We start from the raw sequence: 26,614 nt of genomic DNA, 5'->3' as shown, positions 1-26,614 counted from the left end.
CGGATCAGGTGGGCGAGGTCGCTTCCGGCGGCGCTGGGGGCAGGGCGATCAGGCGTGGCTCCAGGCGGCGGTAGGTCCTTGCCGAGAGGAGGCCGCCGTGGAGCAGGTCGGCCGGGTGGGTGAAGGGCCGGGCGGCGGCGATGCGCTCGGCCGTCTTCGGGGCGAGCTTGGTGAGGTGCGGGAGTGCGGCCGCGGGCACGTGGTTGATGTCGATCAGGCCGCCGTCGTCGAAGCGGCGGGCCAGGTCGGGGCGGCCGATGCCGAGCGTGCGGGCGCGCCGCGGGTCGAGCGTGGCGAACAGGCGGGACTGCTCCCGGACCAGCCACTCGCCGGTGGTGCGCGCGGACAGCGCCGCGATCACGGCGCCGTGCACGGCGGAGAGGAGGACCGTGGCGCCGAACAGGATGATGCCGGCGCCCTCGGCGGCGCTCGTCTCGGCCGAGTCGAGCGGTGACGGGTCGAGCTCCATGAAGACGACGGCCGCGACGACCATCAGCGCGTAGACGGCCGCGGGGATGAGCAGCCGCCGGTTGTGCAGCCGGGCGGCGGCGACGACGAAGTAGATCCACGAGCCGAGGGAGAGCGTGACCACCGGCAGGACGGCGGCGAAGAGCACCTCGAGGACCGGCACCCGTGGCCGCCCCGCGGCCGGGCGGGCCAGGAAGTCCGGCACCGCGGGCGGCACAGGCCCGTGCGGAGCGAAGCCGTGCGGCCACGCCACCACAGGCCCGGCGGCGGGCGGCCCAGCGAAAGACGGCCCAGCGAAAGACGGCCCAGCAGGAGGCGGCCCAGCGAAAGGCGGCCCAGCGAAAGGCGGCCCAGCGAAAGGCGGAGCGGAAGGCGGGCCGGAGGGCGCCGAGCCCGCGACCTCGGCAGCATCCGGCCCCGCCGGCACCGGAAAGGCGTCGCCCCGCAAGATCCGGCGATGCGTCTCCTGGAGCAGCTCACCCGGCTCGATGCCGAACTCGTCCAGCAGATAGGCCCGCGCCTCCCGAAACGCCGCCAGCGCCTCCGCCTGCCGCCCACTCCGATGCAGCGCGATCATGAGTTGGGCGCGCAGCCCTTCGCGCAGCGGGAACTCGCCGATCAGCCGGCTCAGCTCGGCGATCAGCCCCGGCTCCCGCCCTTGGGAGAGCTCCGCCCACCGCTCCCAGGCCGTCGCCCGCGCCTCCGTCAGCCGCACCCGCGCCGCCTCGAACACCGGCCCGGTCAGGCCCGCCAGCGCCTCCCCGCGCCACAGGGCGAGGGCCTCCCGCAGCGCCGCGGCCGTGGCCTCCGGCGCGGTGACCGCCGCCATGAACTCGTCGGCGTCGAGCGCATGCCCCTCGATCCGCAGCACGTAGCCGCTGCCGGTCAGCGCGAGCAACTCGCCCGGCGTGCGCGGCTGCCGGGCCGGGTCGAGCACGCGGCGCAGCCCGGCCACGTACTTCTGCACGACGTTCGCGCCGTTCTCGGGGGGATCGTCGCCCCAGACCGCGTCCACGATGTGGTGCGTCGGCACCGGACGGCCGGCCTGCAGCACCAGGACGGCGAGCACGGCGCGCTGTTTGGCCGGTCCCAGGTCGACCGGCGTGCCGTCGCGGAGCGCCCGCACGTCGCCGAGGATTTCGAATCGCAGCGTGTCCCCCCATGCGTGAGCTGCGCGAACGTGATTCGGCAGTGGAACGGCAGCGGGCAGCAGCATAACGGCAGAGCGACCGCAGCACGCTCCCGGAGGCTTCGAGGCATCACCCGAGCTGAACGGACGTGCCATCGATGAACACATACAGACTGGCCCTCGGCGTCACCACTGTCGCGCTCGCCCTCTCCGGCTGCGGCTTCGTGGGCGGCGCCCGCGACACCAGCGCCCTCGGCGACCGTCCGGCCACGCCGGAGAAGTCACCGCGCGAGGTCCTGATCGAGACCGTGCCGGACGAGAAGGTGGGCGCCTACACCTTCGACATCAAGGGCGGGATGTCCCCGTTCTCGGGCCTGCTGGACGCGCCGAACAGAACCGCCCAGGTGAAGGTCACCCATGCCGAGGACGGCGTGTCACTCACGCTCCACGCCCTGATCATCAAGAACAAGAGCTGGATGAAGCTCTCGGTCACCGGGGCGCCCGAGGGCTTTCCCCGGCTGCCGAAGAAGTGGATGCTCATCGACCCGAAGAAGATCAAGGACCCGGACGACGCACCGCTCTCGTACAACGACGACGAGATCGACCCCGGCTACACCGAGCTGATCATCCGGAACTCCCAGGACGTGGTGGAGACCGGCAAGGGCCGGTACGCCGGCACGACCGACCTGACCGGCGCCAAGGCGGCCGAGATCGTCGACGAGAAGACCCTGACCGCGCTCGGCGAGCAGGCGAAGTCCGTGCCGTTCGACGCGGTCGTCGGCCCCGAGGGGCATCTGACCAGCCTCACCGTCAAGATCCCCGCGACCGGTGGGTCCACGGCGTCGACCTACAAGGTCACCTACGCCGGGTACGGCCGGACGAAGACGCCGACCGTCCCGGCCGAGACGAGCAGGCCCACGGCCACCGTCTACGAGCTGCTGAACAGCTGACGTCAACCGAAGCCGCCGAGGCGGTCGCGCGGGTCTACGGGGGTCCGCGCGGCCGCCGAGGCCTGAGCGGGGCCCGGCCTGCGAAGAGCCGGATCATGTGCGAACTCTGCGGCCGCCCGGTGCTCGGCCTGACCGGATGGGACTGGACGCTGTTGCCCTGGATGACCGGCGGTGAGGCGACCGGCGTGATCCCCGGCCCGTGCCACGTCGCCTGCCTGCGCGAGCGGGGTGTCGCGACCGAGTGGGCCGCCGCTGTCGAGGCGTACCACTGCGCCCGCTGGCCGCTCTTTCTGGGCGGGCGCGACGGTGCCGCGCGCTGGCGCCTGCACGCCGGCCCCCGGGCGCGCCGTTTCCACTGGTGGCGGTCCGACGGGCGGCTCGCCTCCTTCCCGTACAGCTCGATGTCCTCGGACCCGCCCGCCGTGACCGGCGATCTGGCCGAGGTGGGCAGCGCCCAGGCCGGGGACCTGCTGGCCGCGATGGGCACCGACGAGATCGGCCGGCCGGCGCCGCTGGACCGGGTGATCGCCCGCCTGGGCCTCGCCGACCGCTATCCCGGCTGCGCGGGAACGGTGGCGCGGCGGATCCGCAACGTCGGGACCGTGCGCCGCCCGGAGCTGGTGGACGTCCTGGAGGCGCGCGTCGATCTGCCGGTGGACGCGGGCTGCCGTGAGGCGGCGCGGGAACTTGTGATGGGATCAGGCCATGGGCACGAGCGATGAGCTGATCTTCGTCGGCGGCTACACGGGCGACAAGGGTGGCGACGGTGAGGGCATCGCCCTGCTGCGCCGCGATCCGGCGACCGGGGTCCTGACCCACCTGGGTGTCGCGGCGCGCACGCCGTCGCCGTCGTTCCTGGCCCAGCACCCCACCCTCCCGATCCTGTACGCCGTCAACGAGCTCGACCCGGACGGCAGCATCAGCGCGTTCACGGTGTCGCCCGGCGGCGAGCTGACCCCGTTGTCGATCCAGCCGACCGGCGGCGGCGACCCGGCCCACCTCTCGGTCACCTCCGACGGCCGCTTCCTGCTCGTCGCCAACTACGCCGGCGGCTCCGTCGCCGTGCACCCGCTCGACCCGGAGGGTGCTCCCGGCGAGCGCTCCGACCTGCTCGGCCTGGCCGGCAGCGGCCCGGTCGCCGACCGTCAGGCCGGCCCGCACGCGCACATGGTCGTCCCGGTGCGCGACGACGTCCTCGTCGCCGACCTGGGCTCGGACCGTGTCTGGCGCACCCGCCTCGACCCGGTCGCCGGCCGGCTGACCATGCTGCCGCCGGCCGTGGTCGCCGAGCCGGGCACCGGCCCGCGTCACCTGCGCTGGTCGCCGGACGGCGCGCTGATGCTGGTCGGCGAGCTCTCCGGCACGCTGAGCTGGTGGCGGCCGGCGGTCGACGGCACGCTCGAGCTGGCCGGTGAGGCCCCGACCACGACCGCCGAGGGCCAGAACTTCCCCTCCGAGATCATCGTGCGGGCGGACGGCCGCTTCGTGTACGTGGCCAACCGCGGCCCGAACACGATCGCCACCTTCGCCTGGGACGGCGACGACGCGACCCTGATCGCCGAGACGCCCACCGGCGGGGACTGGCCGCGGCACATGATCCTGCTCGGGGATCACCTCTACGTAACCAACCAGTTGTCACAGAGCGTGACGACCTTCCGGATCGACCCCGAGACCGGCGTTCCCGCCGTCCAGGGCGAACCCACCGCCGTCGCCAGCCCGACGGCCCTGCTGCGCTGGACGATTACGGCTAAAGAGGCATAAGGGTTAACTGGAAGAAAACGGTCAGCGCCCGCGACTGATCGGAACGGCGGCATCACTATCGGTCACTCAGGGTGCCAACAATCCCAATCCGAGTAACTTTCGCCCGAACGTATATGGCATTCGCCTTCGGTGATGCGCACAATCGAGCGCGTGTCTGGCCGCCATCGTAGAAACTTCAATTCCAGAGGAGCGGGCGTCGTCGGGGCCGCGATGGCGATAGTCGTCGTTCTGGCCGGGTCCTACCTCGGTTACCAGCAACTCTCCGACAAGGGCTGCACCGGTTCCATCCGGCTGACGGTCGCCGCCGCCAACGAGATCCAGCCCGCAGTTGATCAAGCTGCGCAACGCTGGGTGCAGGACGGAGCAAATGTAGACGGCACCTGTGTCGCAGTCAGCGTGGTCAATGCCAATTCGTCGACCATGGCCGCGGCCGTGGCGGGCGAGCACAAGGTGCAGCTGACCGGGCTGGGCACGGCGCCCGAGTCGGTCAAGGTGCCCGACGTGTGGATCCCCGACTCGTCGACCTGGCTGCTCCGGCTCAAGGCCGAGGCGCCGGGCTTCGCGCCGACGGATCAGAAGCCGATCGCCCAGAGCCCCGTCGTGGTGGCCATGCCCAAGCCGGTCGCCGAAAAGATCGGCTGGCCGGACAAGAAGCTCACCTGGAACACGCTGCTCGGCCAGATGCTGACCAGCACGAGCCTCAACACGGGCATCGTCAACCCGAGCCTCGACGCGGCCGGCCTCTCCGGCCTGCTCGCGCTCGGGCAGGCGGCCGGTTCCGGCGAGAAGGCGCAGTCCACCAAGGTCTCCGCGATCAAGGGGCTGGCCAACAGCGCGTCGGCCCTCCGCGACGACCTGCTGCAGAAGTTCCCGCGCTCGGCCGACCCGACCGACATCGCCTCGAGCCTCGGCGCCGCGCCGCTGTCCGAGGAGGACGTGGTCGCGTACAACGCCGAGAAGCCGGCCGTCCCGCTGGTGGCGCTCTACCTCAACCCGAGCCCGCTGCCGCTCGACTACCCGTACGCGGTCATGCCGCAGGTCGATCTCCAGAAGAGCAAGGTGGCCGAGGGCCTGCGTGGCCAGCTCGCCAGCGCCTCGTTCAAGAACGCGCTCGGCGCGGCCGGCCTGCGCTCGCCCGACGGCTCCTACGGCGCAGGCTTCGCCCGCCCGCTCGGTGCTCCGGACGCCTCCCCGGCGGTCACGAAGCCCGCGGCCGGCGGCGACGAGAACGGTGGCGGCACGGCTGCCGCCGGCCTCGACGCGAGCACGCTCTCGCAGGTGCTCGGCAGCTGGAACGCCATCACGCAGCCGGGCCGGGTGCTCGCCGTCTTCGACGTCTCCGGTTCGATGGCCGACCCGGTGCCCTCGGCGGGCAACCAGTCGCGGGCCGTGGTGACCCAGAAGGCCGCCGCCGCGGGTCTGAGCATGTTCGACGACAAGTGGGCCGTGGGTGTCTGGCTGTTCTCCACCGAGATGAACGGCAAGCGGCCCTGGAGGCAGGTCCAGTCGATCAAGCCGCTCGCGTCGTCGCGCACCGAGATCGCGAGCGCGATCCCGCAGATCGTGCCCAAGAAGGGCGGCGACACCGGTCTCTACGACACGATCCTGGCCGCCTACCAGGAGGTCAAGCGCACCTGGGAGCCGGGCAAGGTCAACTCCGTCATCCTCTTCACCGACGGCAAGGAAGAGAACCCGGACGGCATCAGCAAGGAGAAGCTGCTCGCCGACCTCAAGAAGCTGAACGACCCGAAGCAGCCGGTCCGCCTGGTGATCATCGGTATCGGCGACGGTGTCGACGAGCCGGTGCTCCAGCAGATCGTGCAGGTCACGCCGGCCGGCGGTGTCTTCATCGCCCGGGACCCGGCGCGCATGTCGGCCATCTTCGCCGAGGCGATCGGCCGCCGTACGGGCGCCACCAGCTAGACGACGGACGACGGCGGGGCCGCGCTCAGGCGAGCGGCCCCGCCCAGTCCAGGCAGACGGCCACCGCGTCGTCGTCGAGGTCGGTCTCTCCCACAAAGGTCCGCAGGTCGCCGAGGAGCGACCGGACCGCCTGCAACGGCGCCAGCGCTCCGGTCCGGCGCACGAATCGGGCCAGCGCCGCCTCCCCGTAGCGCCCGCTGCCGGCGACCGCGTCGTGGACGCCGTCGCTGACGATCACCAGCCGGTCGCCGGGCCGCAGCGAGAAGCCCTGCGCCCGGTAGTCGGTGTCCTCGAACATGCCGAGCGGAAACTGCGCGGTCAGCTTCTGCTCCACTACCGCCCGGTCGCGCAGCAGGAGCAGCCGGGGCGACCCGGCGTCGACCGCCAGGACCTCGCCGGTCGCGAGGTCGAGCTCCAGCAGCAGCGCCGACACGTGCTCCGCTCCGCGATGCTGGGCGAAGACCGCCTGGTCGGCGAGGGCCGCCTGGTCGGCCAGCGCGATGCCGGACCGGCGCGCGTTGCGCAGGGCGTACGTGGCGAGGGCCGTCAACAGCGCCGCCTGCACGCCCTCGCCCATGCCGTTGAGCACGGTGAGGAAGAGCCGGCCGTCCCGCTCGGCCCAGTCGAAGCTGTCGCCGCGCACCGCGTACGACGGCTCCAGCTGCCCGGCCAGGCTGAACGACGGCCGGACCCGGCTGCGGCCCGGCAGCAGCTCCCACTGCATCTCGGCCGCGAGGGTGAGCCTCTTGGTGCGCGCCGCCGTGCGATAGCGGTCGGTGCCGGCGGCCGCGCTCTGCAGCTCGTGCGCCAGCAGGGTCGCGACCTCGGCCAGGTCGCCGCGCGTCGCGGGCTCGTCGGGGACCGGCCCGGCGCGCAGCACGCCGATCCGCTCGCCCCGGGCGGTGACCGGCAGGTGGAGGACGCCGTCGTCGAACACCGCGGATTGGTGATCGAAGCAGCGCCAGGGCGCGTCGCCGGGATGGGTGACGCTTTCGCCGCCGAGCAGCGGCAGCAGGGCCGCGAGCCGGTAGTCGACCACGTAGATCTCGATGTCGCTGAGCGCGAATTCGGAGGTCAGCGCCGCGGCGAGACTCTCGGGCACGGCGTCGGCGGCGGCCTCGGCGAGTGCCCGGCGGACCGCGCGTAGCCTGTCGGTCAATGGCGACCTCCTCGATCGGATCCACGGGTACCGGTAGTGTCTTGCGCACCATGGCCGTTCACCATGGGCCGGATGGGCCGGACCCGACGCACGCCGCCGCGATCGACGACGCGGCGCAAGCCTTGCTGCTCGCCTGGGACGTGGCCCGCGAGCAGGTCACGCCGCGGCTGTCCTCGGTGCAGCTGAGCGCGCTGCTCGCCGTCGAGCGGGCCGAGGGCATCAACCTCGGCGGTCTCGCGGCCGAGCTGAGCATGCTGCTGTCGTCGGCGAGCCGGCTCTGCGACCGCCTGGTCGCCTCGGGCATGGTCGAGCGCGTTCCCGGCCGGGCCGACCGGCGCGAGATCGCGCTCTACCTGACGCCCGCGTCCCGCGCGCTCCTGGCCGAGCTGCGGCGCATCCGCCGCCAGGCGCTGACCGTCGTGCTCGAGAAGATGTCGGCCACCGGCCGGGCCGCCCTGCTGCGCGGGCTCACCGAGTTCGCGGCGGCGGCGGGCGAGTCGGGCGACGGGTCGGCCCCCGCTCAGACGGCCTGAAGCGCCAGCCACGCCGCCGGATCGTCCTGCACGCCGCGGATCACCGCGTCGGCAGCGCCGCGGACGGCCGCGTCCGGGCCCAGCGTGGCCGCCCGCAGCGTGACCGGGGCCAGCTCGGCGGTGAGCACCCGGCGGCGCAGCTCGGCCTCGATGCCCTCGCGCAGCCGGTCGAACGAGGGCGCGTAGCCGCCGCCCAGCACGATCACGTCGAGGTCGAGCAGGTTGACCACGGCGGCGAGGGCGATGCCCAGCGCCTTGGCCGCCAGGGCCGGGTCGTCGGCGACCATCGAGGCGCCCGCGTACTGCTCCAGGCAGCCGTTCGCGCCGCAGCGGCAGGGCCGCCCGTCGGGATAGACGGTGACGTGCCCGATCTCGCCGCTCCACCCGCGCCCGCCACGGTAGAGCTCGCGGTCGAGCACGATGCCCGCGCCGATGCCCACCTCGCCCGAGACGTAGAGGAACGTGGGCTCGCCGCCGCCGGCCCGCAGCTCGCCCAGGGCGGCCAGGTTGGCCTCGTTGTCGACCGTGATCGGCAGGTCGGCGAGCGCGGGCACCTCGCGCAGGTAGGCGATCGCGTCCACGTCCTGCCAGCCGAGGTTCGGCGCGACCCGCACCAGCCCGTCGGGCGCCACCAGACCGGGCACGGCGAGGGCCGCGCCGGCGAGCCGCAGGCCGTCCTCGGCGGCCGCCTGCCGGGCGCGCGCGGCGAGCTGCCCCAGCCCGGCCAGCGAGGGCGAGCCGGTCGTGAAGCTGTGCCGCACCGCGCCGGTGAGGTCGATCACACAGGCGGCCAGGTAGTCGACGTTGATCTCCAGGCCGAGCCCGGCGGGGCCGTCGGGCGAGAGGGCCAGCGCGGTGGCGGGCCGGCCGGCGCCGCTGCGGGGCGCGGGACCGTGCTCGGTGAGCAGGCTGCCGGCGATGAGGTCGTCGACGAGCGCGCTGACGGTGGCGCGGGTGAGCCCGGTGGCACCCGCGATCGCCGCCCGTGACGGGCGTTCTGCGCTGTTTGCCACTGTCTGCAACACCAGCGCGAGATTGTGGGCTCGCACGCTCGATTGCCGGACGGGCGCCCGGGAAGGACTCATCAGGCGACCGTTCACGGCCTTGACAATGCCACACGGGCGCCAAATAATTCAACCACTAAACAAATCCGAGCTGTTACGTGGAGGTAACCGTGCCGGTCCAGCCCACACGCGAAGACAAGTTCTCATTCGGCCTCTGGACCGTCGGGTGGCAGGCCCAAGACGCGTTCGGTTCGGCCACGCGCCCGCACCTCGACCCGGTCGAGGCCGTGCACAAGCTCGCCGAGCTCGGCGCGTACGGCATCACGTTCCACGACGACGACCTGATCCCGTTCGGCACCGACGCCCAGACGCGCGACAACATCATCGCGGGCTTCAAGAAGGCGCTCGAGGAGACCGGGCTCATCGTCCCGATGGTCACCACCAACACCTTCAGCCACCCGGTCTTCAAGGACGGCGCGTTCACCAGCAACGACCGTTCCGTCCGCCGCTACGCGCTGCGCAAGGTCCTGCGCCAGGTCGACCTCGCCGCCGAGATGGGCGCCAAGACCTTCGTGCTCTGGGGCGGCCGCGAGGGCGCCGAGTACGACGCGGCCAAGGACATCAACGCCGCTCTCGACCGCTACCGCGAGGGCCTCAACCTCGTCGCGCAGTACAGCGAGGACAAGGGCTACGGCCTGCGCTTCGCCATCGAGCCCAAGCCGAACGAGCCCCGCGGCGACATCCTGCTGCCGACCCTCGGCCACGCGATCGCCTTCACCTACGAGCTGGAGCGCCCCGAGCTGTTCGGCATCAACCCGGAGACGGGCCACGAGCAGATGTCGAACCTCAACTTCACCCAGGGCATCGCCCAGGCGCTGTGGCAGGGCAAGCTCTTCCACATCGACCTGAACGGCCAGCACAGCGTCAAGTTCGACCAGGACCTGGTCTTCGGCCACGGCGACCTGCTCAACGCGTTCTCCCTGGTCGACCTGCTCGAGCACGGCCCGATCGGCGGCGGCCCCAAGTACGACGGCCCCCGCCACTTCGACTACAAGCCGTCCCGCACCGAGGACTTCGACGGCGTGTGGGAGTCGGCCAAGGCCAACATGCGGATGTACCTGCTGCTCAAGGAGCGCGCGCAGGAGTTCCGCGCCGACCCGGCCGTGCAGGAGGCGCTGCGCGCCAGCAAGGTGCTCGAGCTGGAGACCCCGACCCTCAACCCGGGGGAGACCTACCAGGACCTGCTCAACGACAAGAGCGCCTTCGAGGAGTACGACGTCGACGCGGCCGGCGCTCAGGGCTACGGTTTCGTCAAGCTGCACCAGCTGGCCATCGACCACCTTCTCCGCGCGAACTGAGTTAGGGAAGACATGACCCTCGTAGCCGGGATCGACAGCTCCACCCAGTCCTGCAAGGTGGTCATCCGCGACGCGGAGACCGGCAAGCTGGTCCGCCAGGGCCGCGCCAGCCATCCGGAGGGCACCGAGGTGCACCCGGACGCCTGGTGGGCCGCGCTCCAGGAGGCCATCGAGCAGGCCGGCGGCCTGGACGACGTGGCCGCGGCCTCGGTCGCCGGCCAGCAGCACGGCATGGTGGTGCTCGACGAGAACGGCGAGGTGGTCCGCCCGGCGCTGCTGTGGAACGACACGCGCAGCGCCGGGGCGGCCGCCGACCTCATCCAGGAGCTGGGTGGGGGCGAGAAGTGGGCCGACGCGGTCGGCATCGTGCCGGTCGCCAGCTTCACCCTGACCAAGCTGCGGTGGCTGGCCCGCAACGAGCCGGAGAACGCGGCCCGGGTGGCCGCGGTCTGCCTGCCGCACGACTGGCTGACCTGGAAGCTCACCGGGTCGACGAACATCGACGACATCAAAACCGACCGCAGCGACGCCAGCGGCACGCTGTACTGGTCGGCCAAGACCAACGAATACCGGCTCGACCTGCTCGAGCTGGGCTTCGGCCGGCGCATCAAGGTGCCCGAGGTGCTCGGCCCCACCGGCATCGCGGGCCACCTGCCCAACGGCGCCCCGCTCGGCCCGGGCGCCGGTGACAACGCGGCGGCCGCCCTCGGCACGGGCGCCGGCACCGGCGACGTGATCGTCTCGATCGGCACCTCGGGCACGGTGTTCGTGTCGTCCGAGGTCTCGCCGAACGACCCGACCGGCACGGTGGCCGGGTTCGCCGACACCACCGGCCGGTTCCTGCCGATCGTGGTGACGCTGAACGCGGCGCGGGTGCTCGACGCGGCCGGCAAGCTGCTCGGCGTCGACCACGCGGAACTGTCCCGGCTCGCGCTGAGCGCGCCGGCCGGTGCCGACGGGCTGGTGCTCATCCCGTACCTGGAAGGGGAACGCACCCCCAACAAGCCGGACGCCACCGGTGCCGTCCACGGCCTCACGCTCAAGACCTCCGACCCGGCCCACCTGGCCCGGGCCGCGGTCGAGGGCATGCTCTGCGCGCTGGCCGACGGCCTCGACGCGCTGGTGGCCAACGGCGCCACGGCCAACCGCATCGTGCTGGTCGGCGGCGGGGCGCGCAGCGAGGCGGTCCGCAAGATCGCGCCCGAGCTGTTCGGCCTGCCGGTGCTGGTCCCGCCGCCCGGCGAATACGTCGCGGACGGCGCGGCGCGGCAGGCGGCCTGGGTCGCGCTCGGCGGCGCGGAACCGCCCGCGTGGTCGGCCGAGCAGCCCGAGACGTACGAGGCGACGCCGGTCCCGCTCATCCGGCAGCAGTACGCGGCCGCACGAGACGCGGTTGTCGACCGCGCCCGCTAACCTTTGCGGGTGACCAGGGGAGGCGCCGCCCATCGCGCGTACAGCGTGGTGGTCTTCGTGGTCCTCGCCTCGCTCGACAACGTCGCCATCGGCCTCGTGCCACCGCTCTACGGCAGCATCGGCGACGCCTTCGGGGTCGGCGAGGGCCACATCGCCCTCGCCACCACGATCATGTTCCTGATCAGCGCGGTGGCGGCGATCGGTTTCGCGTACGCCGGCGACCGCACCGACCGCAAGCCGGTGCTGATCCTCGGCACGCTGATCTGGGTCGCCGGCACCGCCTGGTCCGGCCTCGCGGGCAGCTACCCGAGCTTCCTGATCGCCCAGATCGTCGCCTCGTTCGGCCTCGGCGCCGTGGCCTCGGTCAGCTTCGCCGTGGTCAGCGACCTCATCTCACCGCGCCGCCGCGGCCTGGTGATGAGCTTCTGGGGCCTCTCCCAGGGCGTCGGCACGCTCGCCGGCACCCTCGTCGGCGGGCTGCTCGGCCACGCCGACTGGCGCGAGCCGTTCCTCGTCACGGCGGCCGCCGGCGTGGTCGCGGGCGTCGCCTACCTGTTCACCTACAACGTGCCCCGCGGCGACAGCCAGCCCGAGCTCGCCGGCGTCGACTACGACGAGCGCATCCACCACGACCACCTGCCGCTGATCCTGCGCCGGCGCACGAACATCTGGCTGATCCTCCAGGGCGGCACCGCCCAGATCGCCCTCGGCTCGCTGGTGTGGCTGCCCGTGCTGTTCCGGGCGCGCGCCGAGGACCAGGGCTACTCGGCCGGCACGGCGGTGCTGGTCGGCAGCGTCTTCGCCACCCTCTTCCAGCTCGGCGGCGCGCTGTCGATCCTGGGCGGCCTGGCCGGCGACCGGCTCCAGCGGCGTACGCCGCGCGGCCGCGCCCTGGTCGCCTCGGTCGGCGTCCTGGCCGCCGTCCCGTTCTACATCGTGCTCTTCTTCGTGCCGATGGAGATCGACGTGCCCGACGGCGCCGGGACGGGCGCGGTGATCGGCGCCGTGCTGGGCAGCGTCTTCACCTCGCCCACGGTCGGCATCTGCCTGGCCACCGCCGTCTTCGCGCTGATGCTCACCTCGGCCAACTCGCCCAACTGGTTCGCGCTGATCGCCGACGTCAACCCGCCCGAGCACCGCGGCACCGTCTACAGCCTCGGCAACCTGATCAACGGCTTCGGCCGGGCCGGCGGCAACGCCATGGTGGCGGTGGCCTTCCGCGTGCTGGCCGGAGCCTTTCCGCCGCCGCTCAACTACGCGGTCGGGCTGGCCGCCTTCCAGCTCTTCTGGGTGCCGACCGGCGTCATGTTCTGGCTGGCCAGCAGGACGGTGGCGAAGGACATGTCCGACACGCACGCCGCCCTGCTGGCCCGCGCGGCCCGGCTAGAGCATCGCCCAGACGGTGACGTCGGCGGGGACCCGCCCGTCGTCGAGGGGCTCGCTGCTCAGCAGGACGGTGGCCCCGGCCGGTAGCTCAACGGCCTCCACCCCGAAGTTCGTCAGCACCAGCACGTCGCCGTTGCGGAACATCAGGGCGTTCTCGTCCTTTCTCTCCCACACGAGAGTGCCGCCGCCGAGGTGGTGCGACCGCCGGGTGGCCAGCGCGGCCCGGTAGAGCTCCCAGGTCGAGCCGGGCACCCCCTGCTGACGGTCGGCCGCGTACTCGGCCCAGACCGGCGGCTGCGGCAGCCAGCTCCTGTCCGAGGGCCCGAAGCCGTACGACGGGGCGTCGGCCTCCCACGGCAGCGGCACCCGGCAGCCGTCCCGGCCCCGCTCGGTGTGCCCCGAGCGCTCCCAGGCCGGGTCCTCACGGAACTCGTCCGGCATCGTGGTGTGCTCGGGCAGCCCCAGCTCCTCGCCCTGATAGAGGTAGGCCGAGCCGGGCAGCCCGAGCATCAGCAGCGTGGCCGCCCGCGCGCGGCGCAGGCCCAGCGCGGTGTCCGGCTGCGGGTCCTCCGCGCCGATGCCGTGCATCCGCGCCTGCCCGACCGGATAGCCGAGCCGGGTCGCATGCCGCACCACGTCGTGGTTCGACAGCACCCAGGTGGTGGTCGCGCCGACCGCGTCGTTGGCGGCCAGCGACTCGTCGATGATCTCGGCCAGCCGCGGCGGGGTCCAGGGCGCGTCCAGGTACGGAAAGTTGAACGCCTGGTGCATCTCGTCGGGCCGCACGTAGCGGGCCAGCCGCGAGGCCGGCTGCACCCACGCCTCGGCCACCAGGATGCGGCCGCCGTCGTACTCGTCGAGCACCGAGCGCCACTGCTGGTAGATCTCGTGCACGCCCTCCTGGTCCCACATCGGCGGCGGCGGCCCGGCCGGCTCGAGGCCGCCGAGGATCTGGCTGGTCGACGTCCAGTCGGTGAGGTCCTTGTCCTTGATCAGGCCGTGCGCCACGTCCACCCGGAAGCCGTCGACGCCCCGGTCGAGCCAGAACCGCAAGATGTCCACGAACTCGGCGCGGACCTCCGGGTTGTCCCAGTTGAGGTCGGGCTGGGTGACGTCGAACAGGTGCAGGTACCACTGCCCGTCCGGCAGCCGCTCCCACGCGCTGCCGCCGAACACGCTCTGCCACGAGTTCGGCGGCTCCGAGCCGTCCGGGCCCTTGCCGTCGTGGAAGATGTAGCGCGCCCGCTCCGGGCTGCCCTTGGGCGCCGACACCGCCGCGCGGAACCACTCGTGCTCGCTGGAGGTGTGGTTGGGCACCAGGTCGACGATGAGCTTGAGCCCCAGGTGGTGTGCCTCGGTGATCAGCTTGTCGGCGTCACCGAGATCGCCGAAGCGCGGGTCGACGCCGCGGTAGTCGGCCACGTCGTAGCCCGCGTCGTGCTGCGGCGACGGGTAGAACGGGGAGAGCCACACGGCGTCGATGCCGAGCTCTCGCAGGTAGGGCAGGCGCCCGGTGATCCCGGGCAGGTCGCCCATGCCGTCGCCGTCGCTGTCGGCGAACGAACGGGGATAGACCTGGTAGATGACGGCGTCGCGCCACCAGTGTTCTGTGCGGGGCATGCACCCAGGCTAGTCATCCAGGATTGCCGCGAATCTCTCCTCGGCCAGGTCGAGCTGATCGAGGATGTGGTCCTTGGCGGCGATCGACAGGGGAGTGTCCGGGCGGCCGACCAGTTCGCGCAGCTTCGGCACGAGCGGGCGATATTTCACGGCCGCCTTGAACGCCTTCTCCGGGGTCGTGTGGACCACCCCGACGCCGTTGTCGGTGAAGTCGGAGACCTTGATCACCCGGGCCCACGGGTCGCGTTCGAGGCTCGCCGCCACGTGCTGCCGGTACTGCTCGTGGCGGTCGCGGTCCCGGTCGTACTCGGGATTGGTGACCGAGCGGACCAGCTCGGCGGTGCGCGGGCCGAAGCGGCGGGCCAGCTCGGCGATCGCCGCGTCGGTCAGCTCCTGGTACGTGCCGGTCGCGCGGCCGGCCAGCTCGGCCGGGTGATCCTCGACGGCGTCGTGCAGCAGGGCCGCCGTGAGCACGTCCACGTCCCGGACCCCGTAGTACTTGATGATCCGGATGGCGACCCGGAGCAGGTGGTTCAGGTACGGCTCGCGCACCCGCCGGTCGTTCGCGTGCAGCCGCGCCGCCAGGTCGAGCGCCTCGGTCAGGGTCTCCCGCTCGCCCTCCGGAAAGGACTCCACCTCCAGCAGGAACCGCTCACGGAGACCGGCCTCGCCGTACACCTCGGTGATCGCGTGCAACGGCATCGACAGCAGCATCCGTGGAGCCATGCCGAGAACGTACCGGACACGTCAGCCGTTGGTGGGAGAGCGCAGGGGAACCGGGCGCGGCGAAGGCCGCCGTCCCACCGTCGGCGTGGCCATCGTGGCCTGCTTGAGCGACCACGGGACGGCGGTCTCGGCGTGCACCCCGCGGCGTGGCGTGCCGGCGCCGTCGGTGAACTCCTCCTCGGTCATCGCCTGGAGGGCGCTGAGCGCCACCCCGACGATGGTGGCGGCGGTGATCAGGGTGATCGGCACGATCATGGTGAGCGGGCGGAAGCCGTCCACCTGAGTGGGCGTCGCCGGGTCGAGGTGCACCGACATCGCCGCCATGCCGGTGTAGTGCATGCCGCAGACCGCCACCGCCATGATCGCCGCGGCGCCGCTGATCGGCGCCCACCCGCGCACCGACACGGCGAACCAGAGCGCGACGGTCGAGGCGACCACCGCGATGATCGCCGAGGCCACGACCAGGCCGAGGTCGTAGCGCATCTCGCCGGCGACGTTCATCCCGTACATGCCGGTGTAGTGCATCGCGAGGACGCCGCCGCCGGTGAGCACACCGGCCGCGATCACCTTGGGCAGGCTGCGCCGGCCGTGCCCGACGATCAGCAGGCCGGTGCCGACCGCCGCGACGGCGAAGGCGAGGCTCAGCACGGTCATCGGGATGTCGAAGCGCACCGGGCTGTCCGGCACCTCGAAGCCGAGCATCGCGGCGAAGTGCATCAGCCAGATCGCGCCGCCGCCGATCGCGAACGCCGAGATCAGCAGCCAGCGGTTGCGCCGGCTCGAGGTACGGGCGTCCCGGGCGCGCGCCGTGCCCAGCAGGCCGAAGAACGATCCGAGAAAGGCCAGCAGGTATGCGGCGAGCGGATTGAAGACGCCGTACGTGAAGTGATGAACCTCGGCCACGTGGGAGCCACCTCGCGAGAAAGATCGAAGAATTTCCGCGAGTGATTCAGTCAGGATTCCGGCGCAGGTCATCGCACGGCGAGTGCGGCCCACTCATGCATGGAGCCGAGGCCACCCGTTCAGGTGGCCCCGGCTCGGGATCGTCGGGGGTTCTCGGAGGTGGTGAAGGGGGTCAGGAGAAGATGCTGACACCGCCGGGGCCGACCAGCAGGCCCACGATGATCAGCACGATTCCCCAGAGGAGCTGCCGCCGGAAGAGGGCGAGGATACCGGCGACCACGAGAATGACTGCGAGGATCCAGAGTACGAATTCCATGAGATCCGTGTACCCGTACGCCCGATTTCGAAAACGTGCCTATCCGACGGACGTCAGCGCCGGTTCGATATCGCCGCTGAGCAGCTGATACACGTTGTACGCCTGCTTGATCACCGGGTGCGCCACGTTGCGGACGGGCACCCCGCCGGGGGTGCGCCCGCGCTCGGAGCCGTGGTGCGCGTGCCCGTGCAGGGCCAGCGAGGTCGGCGCCGAGTCGATCGCCTGGCCGAGCTGGTAGCAGCCGAGGAAGGCATAGATCTCCAGCGGCTCGCCGACGAGCGTCTCGGGCACGGGGGCGTAGTGGGTGAGCGCCACCAGCGCGTCCGCCTCGACCGAGTGCAGGGCCTCGCGCAGGCTCGCGGAGATCCGCTCGGTGGTGCCGACGAAGTCCTTCATCTCGCGTTCGCCGAAGTTGCTCGCGCAGGCTCCGGCGAACCCGCCGCCGAAGCCCTTGGTGCCGGCGATGCCCAGCCGGTGCCCGTTGATCTCCAGCACCGTCGCGGTGCCCTCCAGCACCGTGATGCCGGCGTCCTGGAGCACGTCGGTCACCTGGTCCTGCTGGTCGCTCTGGTGATCGTGGTTGCCGAGCACCACGACGACCGGCACGGCCAGGCCGCCGAACTCCTTGGCGAAGCAGCGGGCCTCCTCGACGGTGCCGTGCCGGGTGAGGTCGCCGGCCACGAGCAGGGCGTCGGCGCGGTCCGGCAGCTCCTCCAGGGCGGGCCGGTAGCGGCCCACCACGTCCTTGTCCACGTGGACGTCGCCCACGGCCGCGATCCGGATCATGAAATCTCCTCCACCTCGCTGGGCGCCTGCGCCCGGGTGATGCCGATGTCACAGGTGATCTCCACCTCGGGGAAGCGCGCGGAGATCTGCCGGCAGATCTCGTCCCGGCGCTGCGCGCTCTCCACCTCGCCGTTGAGCACGATCATGTGCTCCCGGCGCTGGACCGTGATGCCCTGCTCGGCGATCCGGTCGTGCTCGGTGAGCAGCCTCTGGATCTCGGCCTCGAGATCGATGTCGTTCGTCATTGGTCCCGGCCTTTCCCTCTCATTGGGCCGCGAGCGCGCCCTGGCCGTCCGGCAGCGGCACCACGTCCAGCCGGTCCAGGAGGATCAAGAACGCCTCGGCGTACGGTGACTTGCGGGTCTCCCGCCGCACCCGGTCCCAGTCGATCTGCTCGCGCAGCGACCGTGCCACCGGCAGCCCCGTGGCGAAGTCGCAGTAGTGCTGGCTGTAGCTGAGCAGCTTGTGGATCATCAGCTGGGTGGCGGAGAGCACGGGCATGTAGATGGCCTCGACCGAGATCTGCTCGGTGTCGTGCAGGGTCTCGTCGGTCACCGGCGTCTCCACCGGGCGATAGATGAGGTCCACCATCCGGTCCTGGTCGTAGACCTTGACCAGCCAGTCCTCCGGCGGCTGCTCGGTGCGGAAGCCGGCCTTGGCGAGCTCGGCCAGCGCCTGCTCCTTGTCCTGCTCGCGAAGCAGGAAGTCCACGTCGTGGTCGCTGGAGTGGCCGCCGTGCGCCCAGACCGCGAAGCTCCCGCCCAGCGCGAACGGGATGCTCGCCGCCTTGAGTGTCGAGGCGACCTTCTTCAGCGTGGTGGCCAGGCCCTCGTCCACCTGGTGCGGCATGACGTATCCCCCCTGTCGGCGTGTGCGGTCCTGTGGCGATTAGGACTACCCGGGCGCCCCCGCGTTTGAACCGCCGGCCTCGGGGATCTTCCCCATTTTGGTACGGATTCGGCGCGGTCGCCGGAAAACCCGATGTGCACCCGCGGGTTACCGTTGGTTGGCATGACCCTTCGCACGATCGCGCTGGTCGGCATGGACGGCTCGGGCAAGACCACGCAGGCGCACAGGCTGGCCGACGAGCTCGCCGCGGCCGGTGTCCCGGCCGTCTACCGACGCAACGCCGGCGGCCGCCACTGGGTGGGCCGGGTGGCCGTGCGACTGGGCCGGCGTGACGCGGAGGATCTGATCGGCCGCCGCGCGATGCTGGTCGTCGAGTCGGTGCTGCGCTGGCTCGCGATCCTGCGCACGCTGCTGCGCCGGGCGTTCACCGGCGGCGTCGTGGTCATGGACAGATACGCGGTGTGCCAGTACGCGAGCCTGCGCGCGCGGGGTGCCCGCCCGGCCGCCGAGCGCCGCGCCCGCCTCGCCTACCGCTTCTTCCCGCGCCCGGACGTGACGTTCCTGCTCACCGTGGACCCCGAGGTCGCACAGCGGCGGATCGACGCGCGCGGCTACGACCACGAGTCGATGGCCTACCTGCGCGCCGCGGCCGAGGCGTACCGCTCCCTGCCCGAATACCCGACCTTCGTGGTGATCGACGCGAACGGCACGCCCGACGAGGTCTCGGCGGCGCTGCACGCGGAGCTGCGGCGCCTCTCCGCCCCGGCCGCGCACCGCAGCGGCGGCCTGCTCCTCGCCGGGGCCGCCACCCTCGCGGCGATGGCGACCGTCGGCTACCAGTTCGCCGAGCTCCTCTGAATCCCCTACGACCGGCCGTAGACCGGGAGCTGCGCGCCGCTGGTCGGCTTCGAGGCGTCCGAGGCGAGGAAGAGCAGCACCGCGGCGATCTCCTCGCCGGTCGGCCACTTGCTGTGGTCGGCGCCGGGCATGTCGCGCCGGTTCGCCGGGGTGTCGACGATCGCGGGCAGGATCGTGTTGCAGCGCACCCCGCTGCCCTTGTACTCGACCGCCACCGCGTTCGCGAAGGCCAGCACGGCCGCCTTGGCGATCGCGTAGCCGGCGGCGCCGGCGAACGGCGACAGGGCCGCCCGGGCCGCCACGCAGACCACCGAGCCGCCGCCGCCCGCCACCAGGTGGGGGAGGGCCGCCGCGGTCACCAGATAGGTCGGCCGCAGGTTGGCCGCGAGCATCGCGTCGACGCCGGCGATCGGCGTCTCGGCGATCAGGCCGCCACCCGCGTAGCCGCCCGCCAGGTTGACCACCGCGCGCAGCGGGGCGCCCGGCTCGCCCGCGGCGGCCGCCACCGCCGCCGTGACATCCGTCTCGATTTGGAGGTCCGCATCCACCGCCACGGCACCCTTCGGAAGCCGCCCGGCCCCGCCCGGGCGCACCGGCGCCACCACCCGCCAGCCGTCCGCGACGAACGCCTCCACGGCCGCCGAGCCGATGCCGCCGGCCCCTCCGGTGATCAGAACCGTGCGCCCGTCCATGTGCCCTCCCGCTGTGTTTTTCGTCACGTCCGGCATCCGGATGGCCGGGCCGGCCCGAACCGTTGTCGAACGGTGGACTCACTCGCCGGAACATCACCCGTGCGGGCGAGTGAACTGCGCCGCCGCGTGCCGCATTGTGGCAGGTGGTCCCGTTCGGTCCGCGCCTCGGGATCTTTTTGATGTTGCTTTTGTTTCAAGCCCGTCGTGAACCTGACGATCCACCACCTGAACCCGGGAAGCCACTCGGCCGTACAGGGGGGTGACGAGCGTCCCAAGGTCATTGGTGATGCCCGTCGCTGTGATCAATGAGGGGCCGGTGGTGTCATGGGACGAGCGACGGGTAAGCGTCAGTCAGCGCTGCCGAGATCGAGGACGCGCTGCAATGCCACAGAGAGCTCCCGCAGGCGGGGCCCGCTCGGACAGTGGTCACCGGGCCTCAGGAAGTACGCACTGGGCTCTCAGCTATCACCCAGGCATTCGTGACACTTTCGACCCACCAGCCGGAATCAGTACAGGCAGCAATTTGTTGTGTAGATGCCAGTAACCGCAATGTGCGAACTGCGGACGTTACGGGGAGGAACTGATGGACACAGGTATCGCCCGTAGCGGGGTTAGTAGTGAAGGCAATGAGGGGACCGTGGGCAACGTGGAGAAGAGCACCGTCTTGAGGACCGATCAGGTCGCCGAGGAGCGCGACCTTGTTGGCGTCTACCTGCACGAGATCTCACGGACGCCGCTGCTGGACGCCGCACGTGAGGTGGAGCTCTCCAAGGCCATCGAGGCCGGCCTCTACGCCGAGCACCTGCTCGAGACCGGCGAGGCCAAGCGCGGCGTGAGCCGGGAAGAGCTCGAGCGGCTGGTCACCGAGGGGCAGAGGGCGAAGGACCTGTTCATTCGCGCCAACCTGCGCCTCGTCGTCTCGATCGCCCGGCGCTACGTGCGCTCCGGCATGCCGATGCTCGACCTGATCCAGGAGGGCAACACCGGTCTGGTCCGCGCGGTCGAGAAGTTCGACTACGAGCGTGGTTACAAGTTCTCGACGTACGCGACGTGGTGGGTCCGCCAGGCGATCAGCCGGGCCATCGCCCAGCAGGAGCGCACCGTGCGCCTCCCCGTGCACCTGGTCGAGGACGTCAACCGCATGCGCAACGTCACCCGTCAGCTCGTCCGCGAGCTGGGCGGTGACCCCGAGCCCGAGCAGATCGCCGCGGCCCTCGGCGTGACCGTCGAGCGGGTCAACGAGCTCACCCGCTGGGCGCAGGACACGGTGTCCCTCGACACGCCGGTCGGCGACGACGGCGACACCAACCTCGGCGACCTGGTCGCCGACAGCGACGCTCCCTCCCCCGAGGACATCGTGCTGACCGCGCTGGAGCGGCAGCGCATCGAGGGCCTGCTCAACCACCTCGACGACCGTTCCGCCGGCATCATGCGGGCGCGCTACGGCCTCGAGGACGGCCGCGAGCACTCGCTCACCGAGGTGGCCTCGCGCTTCTCGCTGAGCCGCGAGCGGATCCGCCAGCTCGAGATCCAGGCGCTCGGCCGGCTGCGTGAGCTGGCCCGTGCCGAGGGCCTCCAGGCCGCCTGACCCTTCTTCGCGACACACCCCCCGGTCTCCTGAGACACGAAAGGCCGGTACCCCGACGGGTACCGGCCTTTGCCGTGCCTTGGCTGCCTACTTCACGCGGCCGTATCCGTACGGCGTCATGATGTCCATGTCGCGCTTCTTGACCACTGTGCCGGTGTGCGGAGCGTCGATGATCTGACCGCCGCCCACGTAGAGGGCGACGTGCCCGAGACTGCGGTAGAACACCAGGTCGCCGGGCTGGAGCTGGGACCGGCTGATGTGGGCCACCACGCCCCACTGCGCCTCGGTGTTGTGCGGCAGCGACTTGCCGGCCGCCGCCCACGCGCCCGAGGTCAGACCCGAGCAGTCCCAGGTGCTCGGACCGTCCGCGCCGAACTCGTACGCCTCGCCGAGCTGGTTGTAGGCGAACGTGACCGCCTTGCCGGCCGAGCCCGCGATGGTCGGGATCGGGCCGGTGTACTTGCTGGTGGTCTCCTGCGCCTGGCCGTAGGCCTCGGTGCGCATGGCCATCAGCTTCTTGATGTCCTTCTGGATCTGCGTCTTGCGGGCGGCGAGCGCGTTGACCTGGGCGGTCTGCTTGGCCTGGGTCGCCTTGAGCGCCGCCTGGCGGGAGCTGAAGTTCTCGGTCGCCTCGGTGTACGAGTCGATGTCCCGCTGGTTGGCCCGGGTGATCTGGTCGAGGTAGCTGATCTTGTCGACCAGGTCGTCCTGGCCGCCCGTCAGCAGGGCGGTCATCGGCCCGATCCGGCCCTGCTTGTACGTCGTCGAGGCGAGAGTGCCGACCCGGGCACTCGCTTCCTTGAGCGCCGCCTGGGCGGGAGCCAGAGACGCCGCGAGCTTCTTCTCGTCCGCGATCGTCTTCTTCAGGCTGATGTTCATCTTGTTGTAGTTCTCGGTGATGTCCTCGAGCTGGTTGGACGCCGCCTCGATCTTCTTGGTGAGCTCGCTCGTGGACGGAGCCGCGTGGGCGGCCGTCGCCAGAGACCCGGTCATCGCGACAGCCATCGCCGCGACCGCGAGCGCCCGAAGCCTCATACGGAGGTGTGGCACCGGTTTCAGTGGCCTTTCTTCCGCTCGGCCGCCTACCGGGTCAGCTGTCGGGTTCGCGCGGGAAGAAGGCGCTACCGCTGCGCGCGGATTCACCCCGGAAACGCGGTTCCCCGGTTCCGCCGCGGGAGCCGGACACGCTCGGGGGAGCGCGTCGGTCACCGCGGAGATTCGGCGGCGCTGGCCGGCGCCACCGAGGGGAGTGGCTGCGGACCGGACCAACCGCATTAACTTATCGGGGGAAACATCAAATGCAAGGGGCCACAGAGTGATTTAAGACAGTGGACCGCTATGCGTCATTGATCCCGATAACAGATAGTCATTCGGCGGGAACAATGCGTCGATGGTGCCCCTTATGCGGGACTATTCGCAAGCTCCGCAGCACGCTGCGGAATCCACTGCTTGCTCACCTTGCGCTCGACCCAGAACGACAGGAACGGGATCGTGCCGGCCAGCATCACGGCGATCATGCGCGGGAAGGACCAGTTCGCCCGGCGCGACAGGTCGAAGGTGAGCACCAGGTAGACCATGAAGAGGAAGCCGTGCGCCGGGCCGACGACCGCGACCACCGTGTCGTTGTCGCCGAGGTACTTCAGCGGCATGCCGACGACGACGAGCGCGAGCAGCCCCACGCCGACGATCCAGGCGATGATCCGGTAGCGGGTCAGGGCTCCCTGCACGGCTGCACGTCCTTCTGCTTCATTTCGGGCCGGGGTAGTCACCGGGCCGGGCGCCCGGGTGGGCGTTGAGCCAGGCCAGGTAGTCGTTGTAGGCGGCGGTCTCGGCGTCGTCGGCGTCCGCGGCGGGGCGCACCGGGACCCGGACCGGCCGGCCGACGGTAACAGCCGTACCTGGGAGCCTCTCGGGCTGCGCCTCGGCCTCGTCGCGCCGGGGATCGAGCTTGCGCCGGGCGAGCTGCACCTCGCGCCACCACAGGAAGACGACGAAGCCCGCGAAGACGGGCCACTCGAACATGTAGCCCCAGCTGATCGCGTTGCCCTCGGACGCGCGGCCGAACTGCCACCAGCCCAGGCCCAGGCACCCGAAGAACAGGACCAGCGCGAGGACGTGGCGGGCTATCCACGCCGGAGTCCACAGGCCCTTCATGCCCTTGAGCGTACCGGCGCGGGTTTGACCTCCGCCCGCATGGGCAACCGTCCTGGCAGCAAGGAAGACCAAGTCGCCTTCGGAGGTGCACGATGACCGACGCCCGGGATGCCTCGGCGCCCCTCATGGAGAACGGGATCGACCCCGCCGGCCTCGGGGACGAGGACCTGTTCCGCGAGCTCGCCAGCCTCTACCGCACGCGCCTCGCCACCCTGCGGCACGGTCCCGACGCGGCCCTGGCCAACCACTTCAAGCGCACCGCGGAGCTCGAGACCGAGTACATGGCGCGCTATCCGGGGCGGGAGGTCGACCCCGACCGGCTCACCCAGGACTTCTGACCGCGTCCTTCTTCGAGGAGAGACATCTTGACCGAGACGCTGCGCGCCCGCCTGGCGCGCGTCGGCCAGTCGTACGCCCCCCACGAACATCGGCCGCTCGCCGGCTACCTCGCCGCGATGGGTGCCTTCGGCGCCCTGGCGGGGAGCCTCGCCGCGGCCGCGAAGGTCACCGGGAAGCCGGCGCCCGAGCGCCCCAGCCTCGGCGACGTGGCGCTCATCTCGATCGCCACCCACAAGCTGAGCCGGTTGATCGCCAAGGACTCGGTCACGAGCCCGCTGAGGGCGCCGTTCACCCGCTACAGCGAGCCGGCCGGCGCGGCGGAGCTCAACGAGGAGGTCCGCGACAACCACAGCTCCCTGCGGCACGGCATCGGCGAGCTGATCACCTGCCCGTTCTGCCTGGCGGTTTGGGTCGCCACGGGCCTCACCGGCGGTCTCGTCCTAGCGCCGCGGCTGACCCGCCTGGCGGCGACCACCCTGACGGCCACGGCCGTCTCCGACTTCCTCCAGATGGCGTACGACATGGCGAAGCACGCCGCCGAGGAGGACTGAGCCCTCTGTCCGCCCGGGCCGCCCTGTCCGTCAGGGCGGCCCGTCCCTGTCCAGACCGGACCAGCCTTCGGGGCTCTCGGGTTCGCTGCGATCCCGATCCGCGGTGATCTGCTCGTCCACGGCCGTGTCGTCGTGCTCCGCCGCGAAGTCTTCCTGCTCGTCCGGGTCGCCGATCGGCTCCACGCCGCCTCCCTCTCCCTGTCCTCGCTGTCCTTCTCAGACGTCCGTTCTCAGCCGTCCCTTCTCAGGCGTCGAGCGCGCGCAGCGCCTCGGCGGCCTCGTCCTGGGCATACTCGCCCTCCGGCAGCGCGTCGATGCGCGTCAGCATCGTCGCCGGCAGATCGGCCGCGATCGCCCGCCGCTGCAGGTCGGCGCTGCTCAGCCGCTCCTGCGCGTCGAAGGCGTCGTCGAGAAAGGCATCCAGCTCACGAAACACATCGGTCACGGCCGGAGGTCTACCCCCGACATCCCGTCACAAACGCTGTGGCCGCCGTCACATCCCCTGATGGAATCATGGCCGCGTTCCGACCGTTGAGAGCAGATGTCGGTGTGCCCAGTGTCCCCGGGCCTCACCCATTGCCTTCACGGAATACCGTTCGGCTGGAGCCGTGATGAGCCACTCGCCGCGAGGCGACCTGCACACCGACACCCGCGCCGCCCCCGGCCCGCCGAGGGCGGCGCACCCTTTCTCCCTCCGCGGCGCCTTTCCCGGCAGCCTCCGCCCACCAGCCCTGCGCGGCCGCCGCTCGCTTCCTGGCCTCGCCCCTCCTGGGCGGCAGCCCTGCGAGCAGCCGCCCTCCTGGCCGCCGCCGGCTCCCGACGACTCCTCAGGGCCGCAGCCGGCTCCCGGCCGCACCCTTTGGCCGCCGCCGCCCTCCTGGCCGCCCCTTTCCGGTCCTTCTCTGGGCCACCCTTCCCGGCCGCTGTCCTAGCCACCCTTCCCGCCCTCTCCCGGCCACCCCAGCCGGCAGCCACCCTTTGCCGTCCGCTGGTGCTTCGGGTTGCTCCGTCGGGTGGTGATGGTCATTTGCGGGTTTGGGGTGAAGGGCGAGGCGGGTACCGCGTCCCTCATGACTGATGACCGGATCGGGCGGCGTGCCGCCGATCTGCTCCCCGAGGAGCAGGCGGGAGGGGGCAGCGCGGACCCGCGGGCGCAGGCGGAGGCGATCCTCGCCGAGTCGGACGAGCGGGAGGAGCAGCCCGGCGCGGCGCCGGACTCGTTCCTGGAGCGGCGCAGCTCCGGCGAGGCCTCGGAAACCGGCGAAATCACCCGGTAGAGACACAAGACTTACGTGTTCTTCGATGGTCATGGCAGGATCCCCCGCGTGCCTGCCCCAAATCGCCGGGTTTCGACCCCGAAGCGCGGACCCGCCCGAGTGCTGACCCGGCCCGGCCGTGCCCGTGCGGCCGCCGGCCGGACCGTGGACCCGACCGGTCCGCACCCGCTCGAGCTGGCCGGCCTGCTGCACGAGCTGTCGGCCCGGTTACTCTCCGCCGAGGGCGTCACCCCGGCCCTGGAACGGCTCGCCGAGTTCACCGCCGGCGCCGTCCCCGGCACGGTCCGTTGCTCGGTCGCCCTGATCGGCGAGGGCGGCCCGCCGGCCCAGGCGGGTCACGGCCCGGCGGGCGAGAGCGTCGACACCCTGCAGTACGCCCAGGGCACTCCCGGCCCCGGCCTGGAGGCGGCGCGCACCCGCACGCTCGTCACCGTCCCCGACCTGGCCACGGACCTGCGCTGGCCCGACCTGGCCGAGGCCGCCCGCGCCGAGCGCGTCCACGCCATGGCCGCGATCCCACTCGACCTGCCCCGCGCCGAGGTGGGCGCGCTGAGCCTGTACTTCGACGAGCCTGGCGCGCCCGGCCCCGACCGCCTGCTGATCGCCATGGCCCTCGCCAGCCAGGCCGAGGTCCTGCTCGACGAGCTGCGCCGCCGCGACGCCCTCAGCGCCGGCGCCACCGTCGACCACGCCATCGGCGTCATCATCGCCCAGCGAGGCTGCGGCGTGCAGGAGGCCCACGACGTCCTCCGCGACACGGCCCAGCGCCTCGGCCTCGACCGCCGCACCGTGGCCGACCGCCTGATAGCCGTCGCCGCCCGCAACGCCTGATCGCGTTGGCCGCCCGCAACGCCTGATCGGCACGGCCGCC

At 71.7% G+C, this 26,614-nt stretch carries 30 protein-coding genes and 1 riboswitch; of the genes, 14 read left to right on the top strand and 16 right to left on the bottom strand.

The features are described 5' to 3' along the window. Nucleotides 1-4: 4 nt before the first annotated feature. Nucleotides 5-1,594 (bottom strand): AfsR/SARP family transcriptional regulator, encoded by a 1,590-nt coding sequence (locus Ade02nite_RS11405; protein ID WP_203761561.1) that lies wholly within the window; start codon nucleotides 1,592-1,594, stop codon nucleotides 5-7. Nucleotides 1,595-1,755: 161 nt separating this feature from the next. On the opposite strand from Ade02nite_RS11405, the gene Ade02nite_RS11400 reads away from it, so the two are divergent. The 4 genes from Ade02nite_RS11400 (at nucleotide 1,756) to Ade02nite_RS11385 (ending at nucleotide 6,231) form a co-directional block, all read left to right on the top strand. Continuing rightward, nucleotides 1,756-2,547 (top strand): hypothetical protein, encoded by a 792-nt coding sequence (locus Ade02nite_RS11400; RefSeq protein ID WP_203761560.1) that lies wholly within the window; start codon nucleotides 1,756-1,758, stop codon nucleotides 2,545-2,547. A 95-nt stretch (nucleotides 2,548-2,642) separates the two neighbouring features. Continuing rightward, entirely contained in the window at nucleotides 2,643-3,269 is a 627-nt protein-coding gene (locus tag Ade02nite_RS11395; protein ID WP_203761559.1) for a hypothetical protein, read from the top strand. After that, nucleotides 3,253-4,308, top strand: coding sequence for a lactonase family protein (locus tag Ade02nite_RS11390; protein ID WP_203761558.1), 1,056 nt, complete (start codon nucleotides 3,253-3,255; stop codon nucleotides 4,306-4,308). Before Ade02nite_RS11395 ends, Ade02nite_RS11390 begins: the two co-directional genes overlap by 17 nt. Nucleotides 4,309-4,518: 210 nt before the next feature. Beyond that, on the top strand, nucleotides 4,519-6,231 hold the full coding sequence (locus Ade02nite_RS11385) for a substrate-binding domain-containing protein (protein WP_203761557.1): 1,713 nt from the start codon (nucleotides 4,519-4,521) through the stop codon (nucleotides 6,229-6,231). A 25-nt stretch (nucleotides 6,232-6,256) separates the two neighbouring features. On the opposite strand, the gene Ade02nite_RS11380 is transcribed toward Ade02nite_RS11385, so the two are convergent. Continuing rightward, nucleotides 6,257-7,390 (bottom strand): PP2C family protein-serine/threonine phosphatase, encoded by a 1,134-nt coding sequence (locus tag Ade02nite_RS11380; protein ID WP_203761556.1) that lies wholly within the window; start codon nucleotides 7,388-7,390, stop codon nucleotides 6,257-6,259. A gap of 50 nt (nucleotides 7,391-7,440) precedes the next feature. Between Ade02nite_RS11380 and Ade02nite_RS11375 the strand changes: the two genes are divergently transcribed. Beyond that, a complete protein-coding gene (locus tag Ade02nite_RS11375) occupies nucleotides 7,441-7,923 on the top strand; it encodes a MarR family winged helix-turn-helix transcriptional regulator (protein ID WP_203761555.1) in 483 nt (160 codons plus the stop codon). On the opposite strand, the gene Ade02nite_RS11370 is transcribed toward Ade02nite_RS11375, so the two are convergent. Continuing rightward, nucleotides 7,911-9,008 (bottom strand): ROK family protein, encoded by a 1,098-nt coding sequence (locus Ade02nite_RS11370; protein ID WP_203761554.1) that lies wholly within the window; start codon nucleotides 9,006-9,008, stop codon nucleotides 7,911-7,913. The two genes, Ade02nite_RS11375 and Ade02nite_RS11370, sit on opposite strands and share 13 nt — an antisense overlap. A gap of 89 nt (nucleotides 9,009-9,097) precedes the next feature. Between Ade02nite_RS11370 and xylA the strand changes: the two genes are divergently transcribed. Genes xylA through Ade02nite_RS11355 form a run of 3 tightly spaced genes read left to right on the top strand, consistent with a single transcriptional unit; the run spans nucleotide 9,098 to nucleotide 13,171 of the window. After that, nucleotides 9,098-10,285, top strand: a complete 1,188-nt coding sequence (gene xylA / locus Ade02nite_RS11365) for a xylose isomerase (RefSeq protein ID WP_203761553.1) — start codon at nucleotides 9,098-9,100, stop codon at nucleotides 10,283-10,285. Nucleotides 10,286-10,297: 12 nt separating this feature from the next. Then, nucleotides 10,298-11,698, top strand: coding sequence for a xylulokinase (gene xylB / locus Ade02nite_RS11360; protein WP_203761552.1), 1,401 nt, complete (start codon nucleotides 10,298-10,300; stop codon nucleotides 11,696-11,698). A gap of 9 nt (nucleotides 11,699-11,707) precedes the next feature. Next, the gene (locus tag Ade02nite_RS11355) at nucleotides 11,708-13,171 is read left to right on the top strand and encodes an MFS transporter (protein ID WP_203761551.1); all 1,464 of its coding nucleotides are present in this window, start codon (nucleotides 11,708-11,710) and stop codon (nucleotides 13,169-13,171) included. Here the strand turns inward: Ade02nite_RS11355 and Ade02nite_RS11350 are convergent. The 7 genes from Ade02nite_RS11350 to Ade02nite_RS11320 all read right to left on the bottom strand — a co-directional run bounded on the left by Ade02nite_RS11350 (nucleotide 13,082) and on the right by Ade02nite_RS11320 (nucleotide 18,284). After that, complete coding sequence (locus Ade02nite_RS11350; RefSeq protein ID WP_203761550.1) at nucleotides 13,082-14,704, bottom strand: glycoside hydrolase family 13 protein; 1,623 nt, start codon at nucleotides 14,702-14,704, stop codon at nucleotides 13,082-13,084. The genes Ade02nite_RS11355 and Ade02nite_RS11350 overlap by 90 nt on opposite strands. 9 nt (nucleotides 14,705-14,713) lie before the next feature. Beyond that, nucleotides 14,714-15,430, bottom strand: a complete 717-nt coding sequence (locus tag Ade02nite_RS11345) for an HD domain-containing protein (RefSeq protein WP_203761549.1) — start codon at nucleotides 15,428-15,430, stop codon at nucleotides 14,714-14,716. A 21-nt stretch (nucleotides 15,431-15,451) separates the two neighbouring features. Then, nucleotides 15,452-16,333 (bottom strand): MHYT domain-containing protein, encoded by an 882-nt coding sequence (locus Ade02nite_RS11340; protein WP_203761548.1) that lies wholly within the window; start codon nucleotides 16,331-16,333, stop codon nucleotides 15,452-15,454. Between the two features lie 172 nt (nucleotides 16,334-16,505). Next, a complete protein-coding gene (locus Ade02nite_RS11335; protein WP_203761547.1) occupies nucleotides 16,506-16,649 on the bottom strand; it encodes a GPGG-motif small membrane protein in 144 nt (47 codons plus the stop codon). A gap of 39 nt (nucleotides 16,650-16,688) precedes the next feature. Then, on the bottom strand, nucleotides 16,689-17,435 hold the full coding sequence (locus Ade02nite_RS11330) for a metallophosphoesterase family protein (protein WP_203761546.1): 747 nt from the start codon (nucleotides 17,433-17,435) through the stop codon (nucleotides 16,689-16,691). After that, a complete protein-coding gene (locus tag Ade02nite_RS11325; RefSeq protein ID WP_203761545.1) occupies nucleotides 17,432-17,680 on the bottom strand; it encodes a hypothetical protein in 249 nt (82 codons plus the stop codon). Before Ade02nite_RS11325 ends, Ade02nite_RS11330 begins: the two co-directional genes overlap by 4 nt. A gap of 19 nt (nucleotides 17,681-17,699) precedes the next feature. After that, entirely contained in the window at nucleotides 17,700-18,284 is a 585-nt protein-coding gene (locus Ade02nite_RS11320; RefSeq protein ID WP_203761544.1) for a nucleotidyltransferase, read from the bottom strand. A 162-nt stretch (nucleotides 18,285-18,446) separates the two neighbouring features. Between Ade02nite_RS11320 and Ade02nite_RS11315 the strand changes: the two genes are divergently transcribed. Beyond that, nucleotides 18,447-19,142, top strand: a complete 696-nt coding sequence (locus Ade02nite_RS11315) for a dTMP kinase (protein WP_203761543.1) — start codon at nucleotides 18,447-18,449, stop codon at nucleotides 19,140-19,142. 5 nt (nucleotides 19,143-19,147) lie between these two features. On the opposite strand, the gene Ade02nite_RS11310 is transcribed toward Ade02nite_RS11315, so the two are convergent. Then, the gene (locus Ade02nite_RS11310) at nucleotides 19,148-19,834 is read right to left on the bottom strand and encodes an SDR family NAD(P)-dependent oxidoreductase (RefSeq protein WP_203761542.1); all 687 of its coding nucleotides are present in this window, start codon (nucleotides 19,832-19,834) and stop codon (nucleotides 19,148-19,150) included. A gap of 583 nt (nucleotides 19,835-20,417) precedes the next feature. On the opposite strand from Ade02nite_RS11310, the gene Ade02nite_RS11305 reads away from it, so the two are divergent. Further along, a complete protein-coding gene (locus tag Ade02nite_RS11305) occupies nucleotides 20,418-21,422 on the top strand; it encodes a sigma-70 family RNA polymerase sigma factor (protein WP_203761541.1) in 1,005 nt (334 codons plus the stop codon). A gap of 87 nt (nucleotides 21,423-21,509) precedes the next feature. Here the strand turns inward: Ade02nite_RS11305 and Ade02nite_RS11300 are convergent, their stop codons facing one another. The 3 genes from Ade02nite_RS11300 to Ade02nite_RS11290 all read right to left on the bottom strand — a co-directional run bounded on the left by Ade02nite_RS11300 (nucleotide 21,510) and on the right by Ade02nite_RS11290 (nucleotide 23,576). Continuing rightward, entirely contained in the window at nucleotides 21,510-22,415 is a 906-nt protein-coding gene (locus tag Ade02nite_RS11300; protein WP_239168686.1) for a C40 family peptidase, read from the bottom strand. A gap of 88 nt (nucleotides 22,416-22,503) precedes the next feature. Then, a riboswitch (cyclic di-AMP (ydaO/yuaA leader) is annotated at nucleotides 22,504-22,604 on the bottom strand. 218 nt (nucleotides 22,605-22,822) lie between these two features. Further along, nucleotides 22,823-23,149, bottom strand: coding sequence for a DUF3817 domain-containing protein (locus Ade02nite_RS11295; protein ID WP_203761539.1), 327 nt, complete (start codon nucleotides 23,147-23,149; stop codon nucleotides 22,823-22,825). 19 nt (nucleotides 23,150-23,168) lie between these two features. Next, nucleotides 23,169-23,576: a hypothetical protein gene (locus tag Ade02nite_RS11290; protein ID WP_203761538.1), complete on the bottom strand. Its 408-nt coding sequence runs from the start codon at nucleotides 23,574-23,576 to the stop codon at nucleotides 23,169-23,171. 92 nt (nucleotides 23,577-23,668) lie between these two features. Between Ade02nite_RS11290 and Ade02nite_RS11285 the strand changes: the two genes are divergently transcribed. Together Ade02nite_RS11285 and Ade02nite_RS11280 are read left to right on the top strand one after the other, a co-directional pair. Continuing rightward, the gene (locus tag Ade02nite_RS11285) at nucleotides 23,669-23,914 is read left to right on the top strand and encodes a DUF6158 family protein (RefSeq protein ID WP_203761537.1); all 246 of its coding nucleotides are present in this window, start codon (nucleotides 23,669-23,671) and stop codon (nucleotides 23,912-23,914) included. A 27-nt stretch (nucleotides 23,915-23,941) separates the two neighbouring features. Further along, nucleotides 23,942-24,466 carry a DUF1360 domain-containing protein gene (locus tag Ade02nite_RS11280; RefSeq protein WP_203761536.1) on the top strand — a complete coding sequence of 175 codons (525 nt, stop codon included), beginning with the start codon at nucleotides 23,942-23,944 and terminating at the stop codon, nucleotides 24,464-24,466. A 30-nt stretch (nucleotides 24,467-24,496) separates the two neighbouring features. Here the strand turns inward: Ade02nite_RS11280 and Ade02nite_RS11275 are convergent, their stop codons facing one another. Next, nucleotides 24,497-24,649, bottom strand: a complete 153-nt coding sequence (locus Ade02nite_RS11275; RefSeq protein ID WP_203761535.1) for a hypothetical protein — start codon at nucleotides 24,647-24,649, stop codon at nucleotides 24,497-24,499. A 61-nt stretch (nucleotides 24,650-24,710) separates the two neighbouring features. Beyond that, nucleotides 24,711-24,911, bottom strand: coding sequence for a hypothetical protein (locus Ade02nite_RS11270; protein WP_203761534.1), 201 nt, complete (start codon nucleotides 24,909-24,911; stop codon nucleotides 24,711-24,713). 625 nt (nucleotides 24,912-25,536) lie between these two features. Between Ade02nite_RS11270 and Ade02nite_RS11265 the strand changes: the two genes are divergently transcribed. Next, nucleotides 25,537-25,743: a hypothetical protein gene (locus Ade02nite_RS11265; protein ID WP_203761533.1), complete on the top strand. Its 207-nt coding sequence runs from the start codon at nucleotides 25,537-25,539 to the stop codon at nucleotides 25,741-25,743. A gap of 99 nt (nucleotides 25,744-25,842) precedes the next feature. Further along, nucleotides 25,843-26,574, top strand: a complete 732-nt coding sequence (locus Ade02nite_RS11260) for a GAF and ANTAR domain-containing protein (protein ID WP_203761532.1) — start codon at nucleotides 25,843-25,845, stop codon at nucleotides 26,572-26,574. Nucleotides 26,575-26,614: the final 40 nt, after the last annotated feature.

The sequence above is a fragment of the Paractinoplanes deccanensis genome (genome assembly GCF_016862115.1).
Lineage (GTDB): Bacteria > Actinomycetota > Actinomycetes > Mycobacteriales > Micromonosporaceae > Actinoplanes > Actinoplanes deccanensis.
Note: the sequence above shows the minus strand (reverse complement) of the source record. Positions and strands in the feature narration are given on the sequence as shown.

Bases quoted from the DNA above. Each gene is read 5' to 3' on its own strand.
- Ade02nite_RS11400 (WP_203761560.1), top strand. From the start codon at position 1,756: ATGAACACATACAGACTGGCCCTCGGCGTCACCACTGTCGCGCTCGCC.
- Ade02nite_RS11395 (WP_203761559.1), top strand. From the start codon at position 2,643: ATGTGCGAACTCTGCGGCCGCCCGGTGCTCGGCCTGACCGGATGGGAC.
- Ade02nite_RS11390 (WP_203761558.1), top strand. From the start codon at position 3,253: ATGGGCACGAGCGATGAGCTGATCTTCGTCGGCGGCTACACGGGCGAC.
- Ade02nite_RS11385 (WP_203761557.1), top strand. From the start codon at position 4,519: ATGGCGATAGTCGTCGTTCTGGCCGGGTCCTACCTCGGTTACCAGCAA.
- Ade02nite_RS11375 (WP_203761555.1), top strand. From the start codon at position 7,441: ATGGCCGTTCACCATGGGCCGGATGGGCCGGACCCGACGCACGCCGCC.
- Ade02nite_RS11370 (WP_203761554.1), bottom strand. From the start codon at position 9,008: ATGAGTCCTTCCCGGGCGCCCGTCCGGCAATCGAGCGTGCGAGCCCAC.
- xylB (WP_203761552.1), top strand. From the start codon at position 10,298: ATGACCCTCGTAGCCGGGATCGACAGCTCCACCCAGTCCTGCAAGGTG.
- Ade02nite_RS11350 (WP_203761550.1), bottom strand. From the start codon at position 14,704: ATGCCCCGCACAGAACACTGGTGGCGCGACGCCGTCATCTACCAGGTC.
- Ade02nite_RS11345 (WP_203761549.1), bottom strand. From the start codon at position 15,430: ATGGCTCCACGGATGCTGCTGTCGATGCCGTTGCACGCGATCACCGAG.
- Ade02nite_RS11335 (WP_203761547.1), bottom strand. From the start codon at position 16,649: ATGGAATTCGTACTCTGGATCCTCGCAGTCATTCTCGTGGTCGCCGGT.
- Ade02nite_RS11330 (WP_203761546.1), bottom strand. From the start codon at position 17,435: ATGATCCGGATCGCGGCCGTGGGCGACGTCCACGTGGACAAGGACGTG.
- Ade02nite_RS11325 (WP_203761545.1), bottom strand. From the start codon at position 17,680: ATGACGAACGACATCGATCTCGAGGCCGAGATCCAGAGGCTGCTCACC.
- Ade02nite_RS11320 (WP_203761544.1), bottom strand. From the start codon at position 18,284: ATGCCGCACCAGGTGGACGAGGGCCTGGCCACCACGCTGAAGAAGGTC.
- Ade02nite_RS11315 (WP_203761543.1), top strand. From the start codon at position 18,447: ATGACCCTTCGCACGATCGCGCTGGTCGGCATGGACGGCTCGGGCAAG.
- Ade02nite_RS11310 (WP_203761542.1), bottom strand. From the start codon at position 19,834: ATGGACGGGCGCACGGTTCTGATCACCGGAGGGGCCGGCGGCATCGGC.
- Ade02nite_RS11305 (WP_203761541.1), top strand. From the start codon at position 20,418: ATGGACACAGGTATCGCCCGTAGCGGGGTTAGTAGTGAAGGCAATGAG.
- Ade02nite_RS11300 (WP_239168686.1), bottom strand. From the start codon at position 22,415: ATGACCGGGTCTCTGGCGACGGCCGCCCACGCGGCTCCGTCCACGAGC.
- Ade02nite_RS11290 (WP_203761538.1), bottom strand. From the start codon at position 23,576: ATGAAGGGCCTGTGGACTCCGGCGTGGATAGCCCGCCACGTCCTCGCG.
- Ade02nite_RS11285 (WP_203761537.1), top strand. From the start codon at position 23,669: ATGACCGACGCCCGGGATGCCTCGGCGCCCCTCATGGAGAACGGGATC.
- Ade02nite_RS11265 (WP_203761533.1), top strand. From the start codon at position 25,537: ATGACTGATGACCGGATCGGGCGGCGTGCCGCCGATCTGCTCCCCGAG.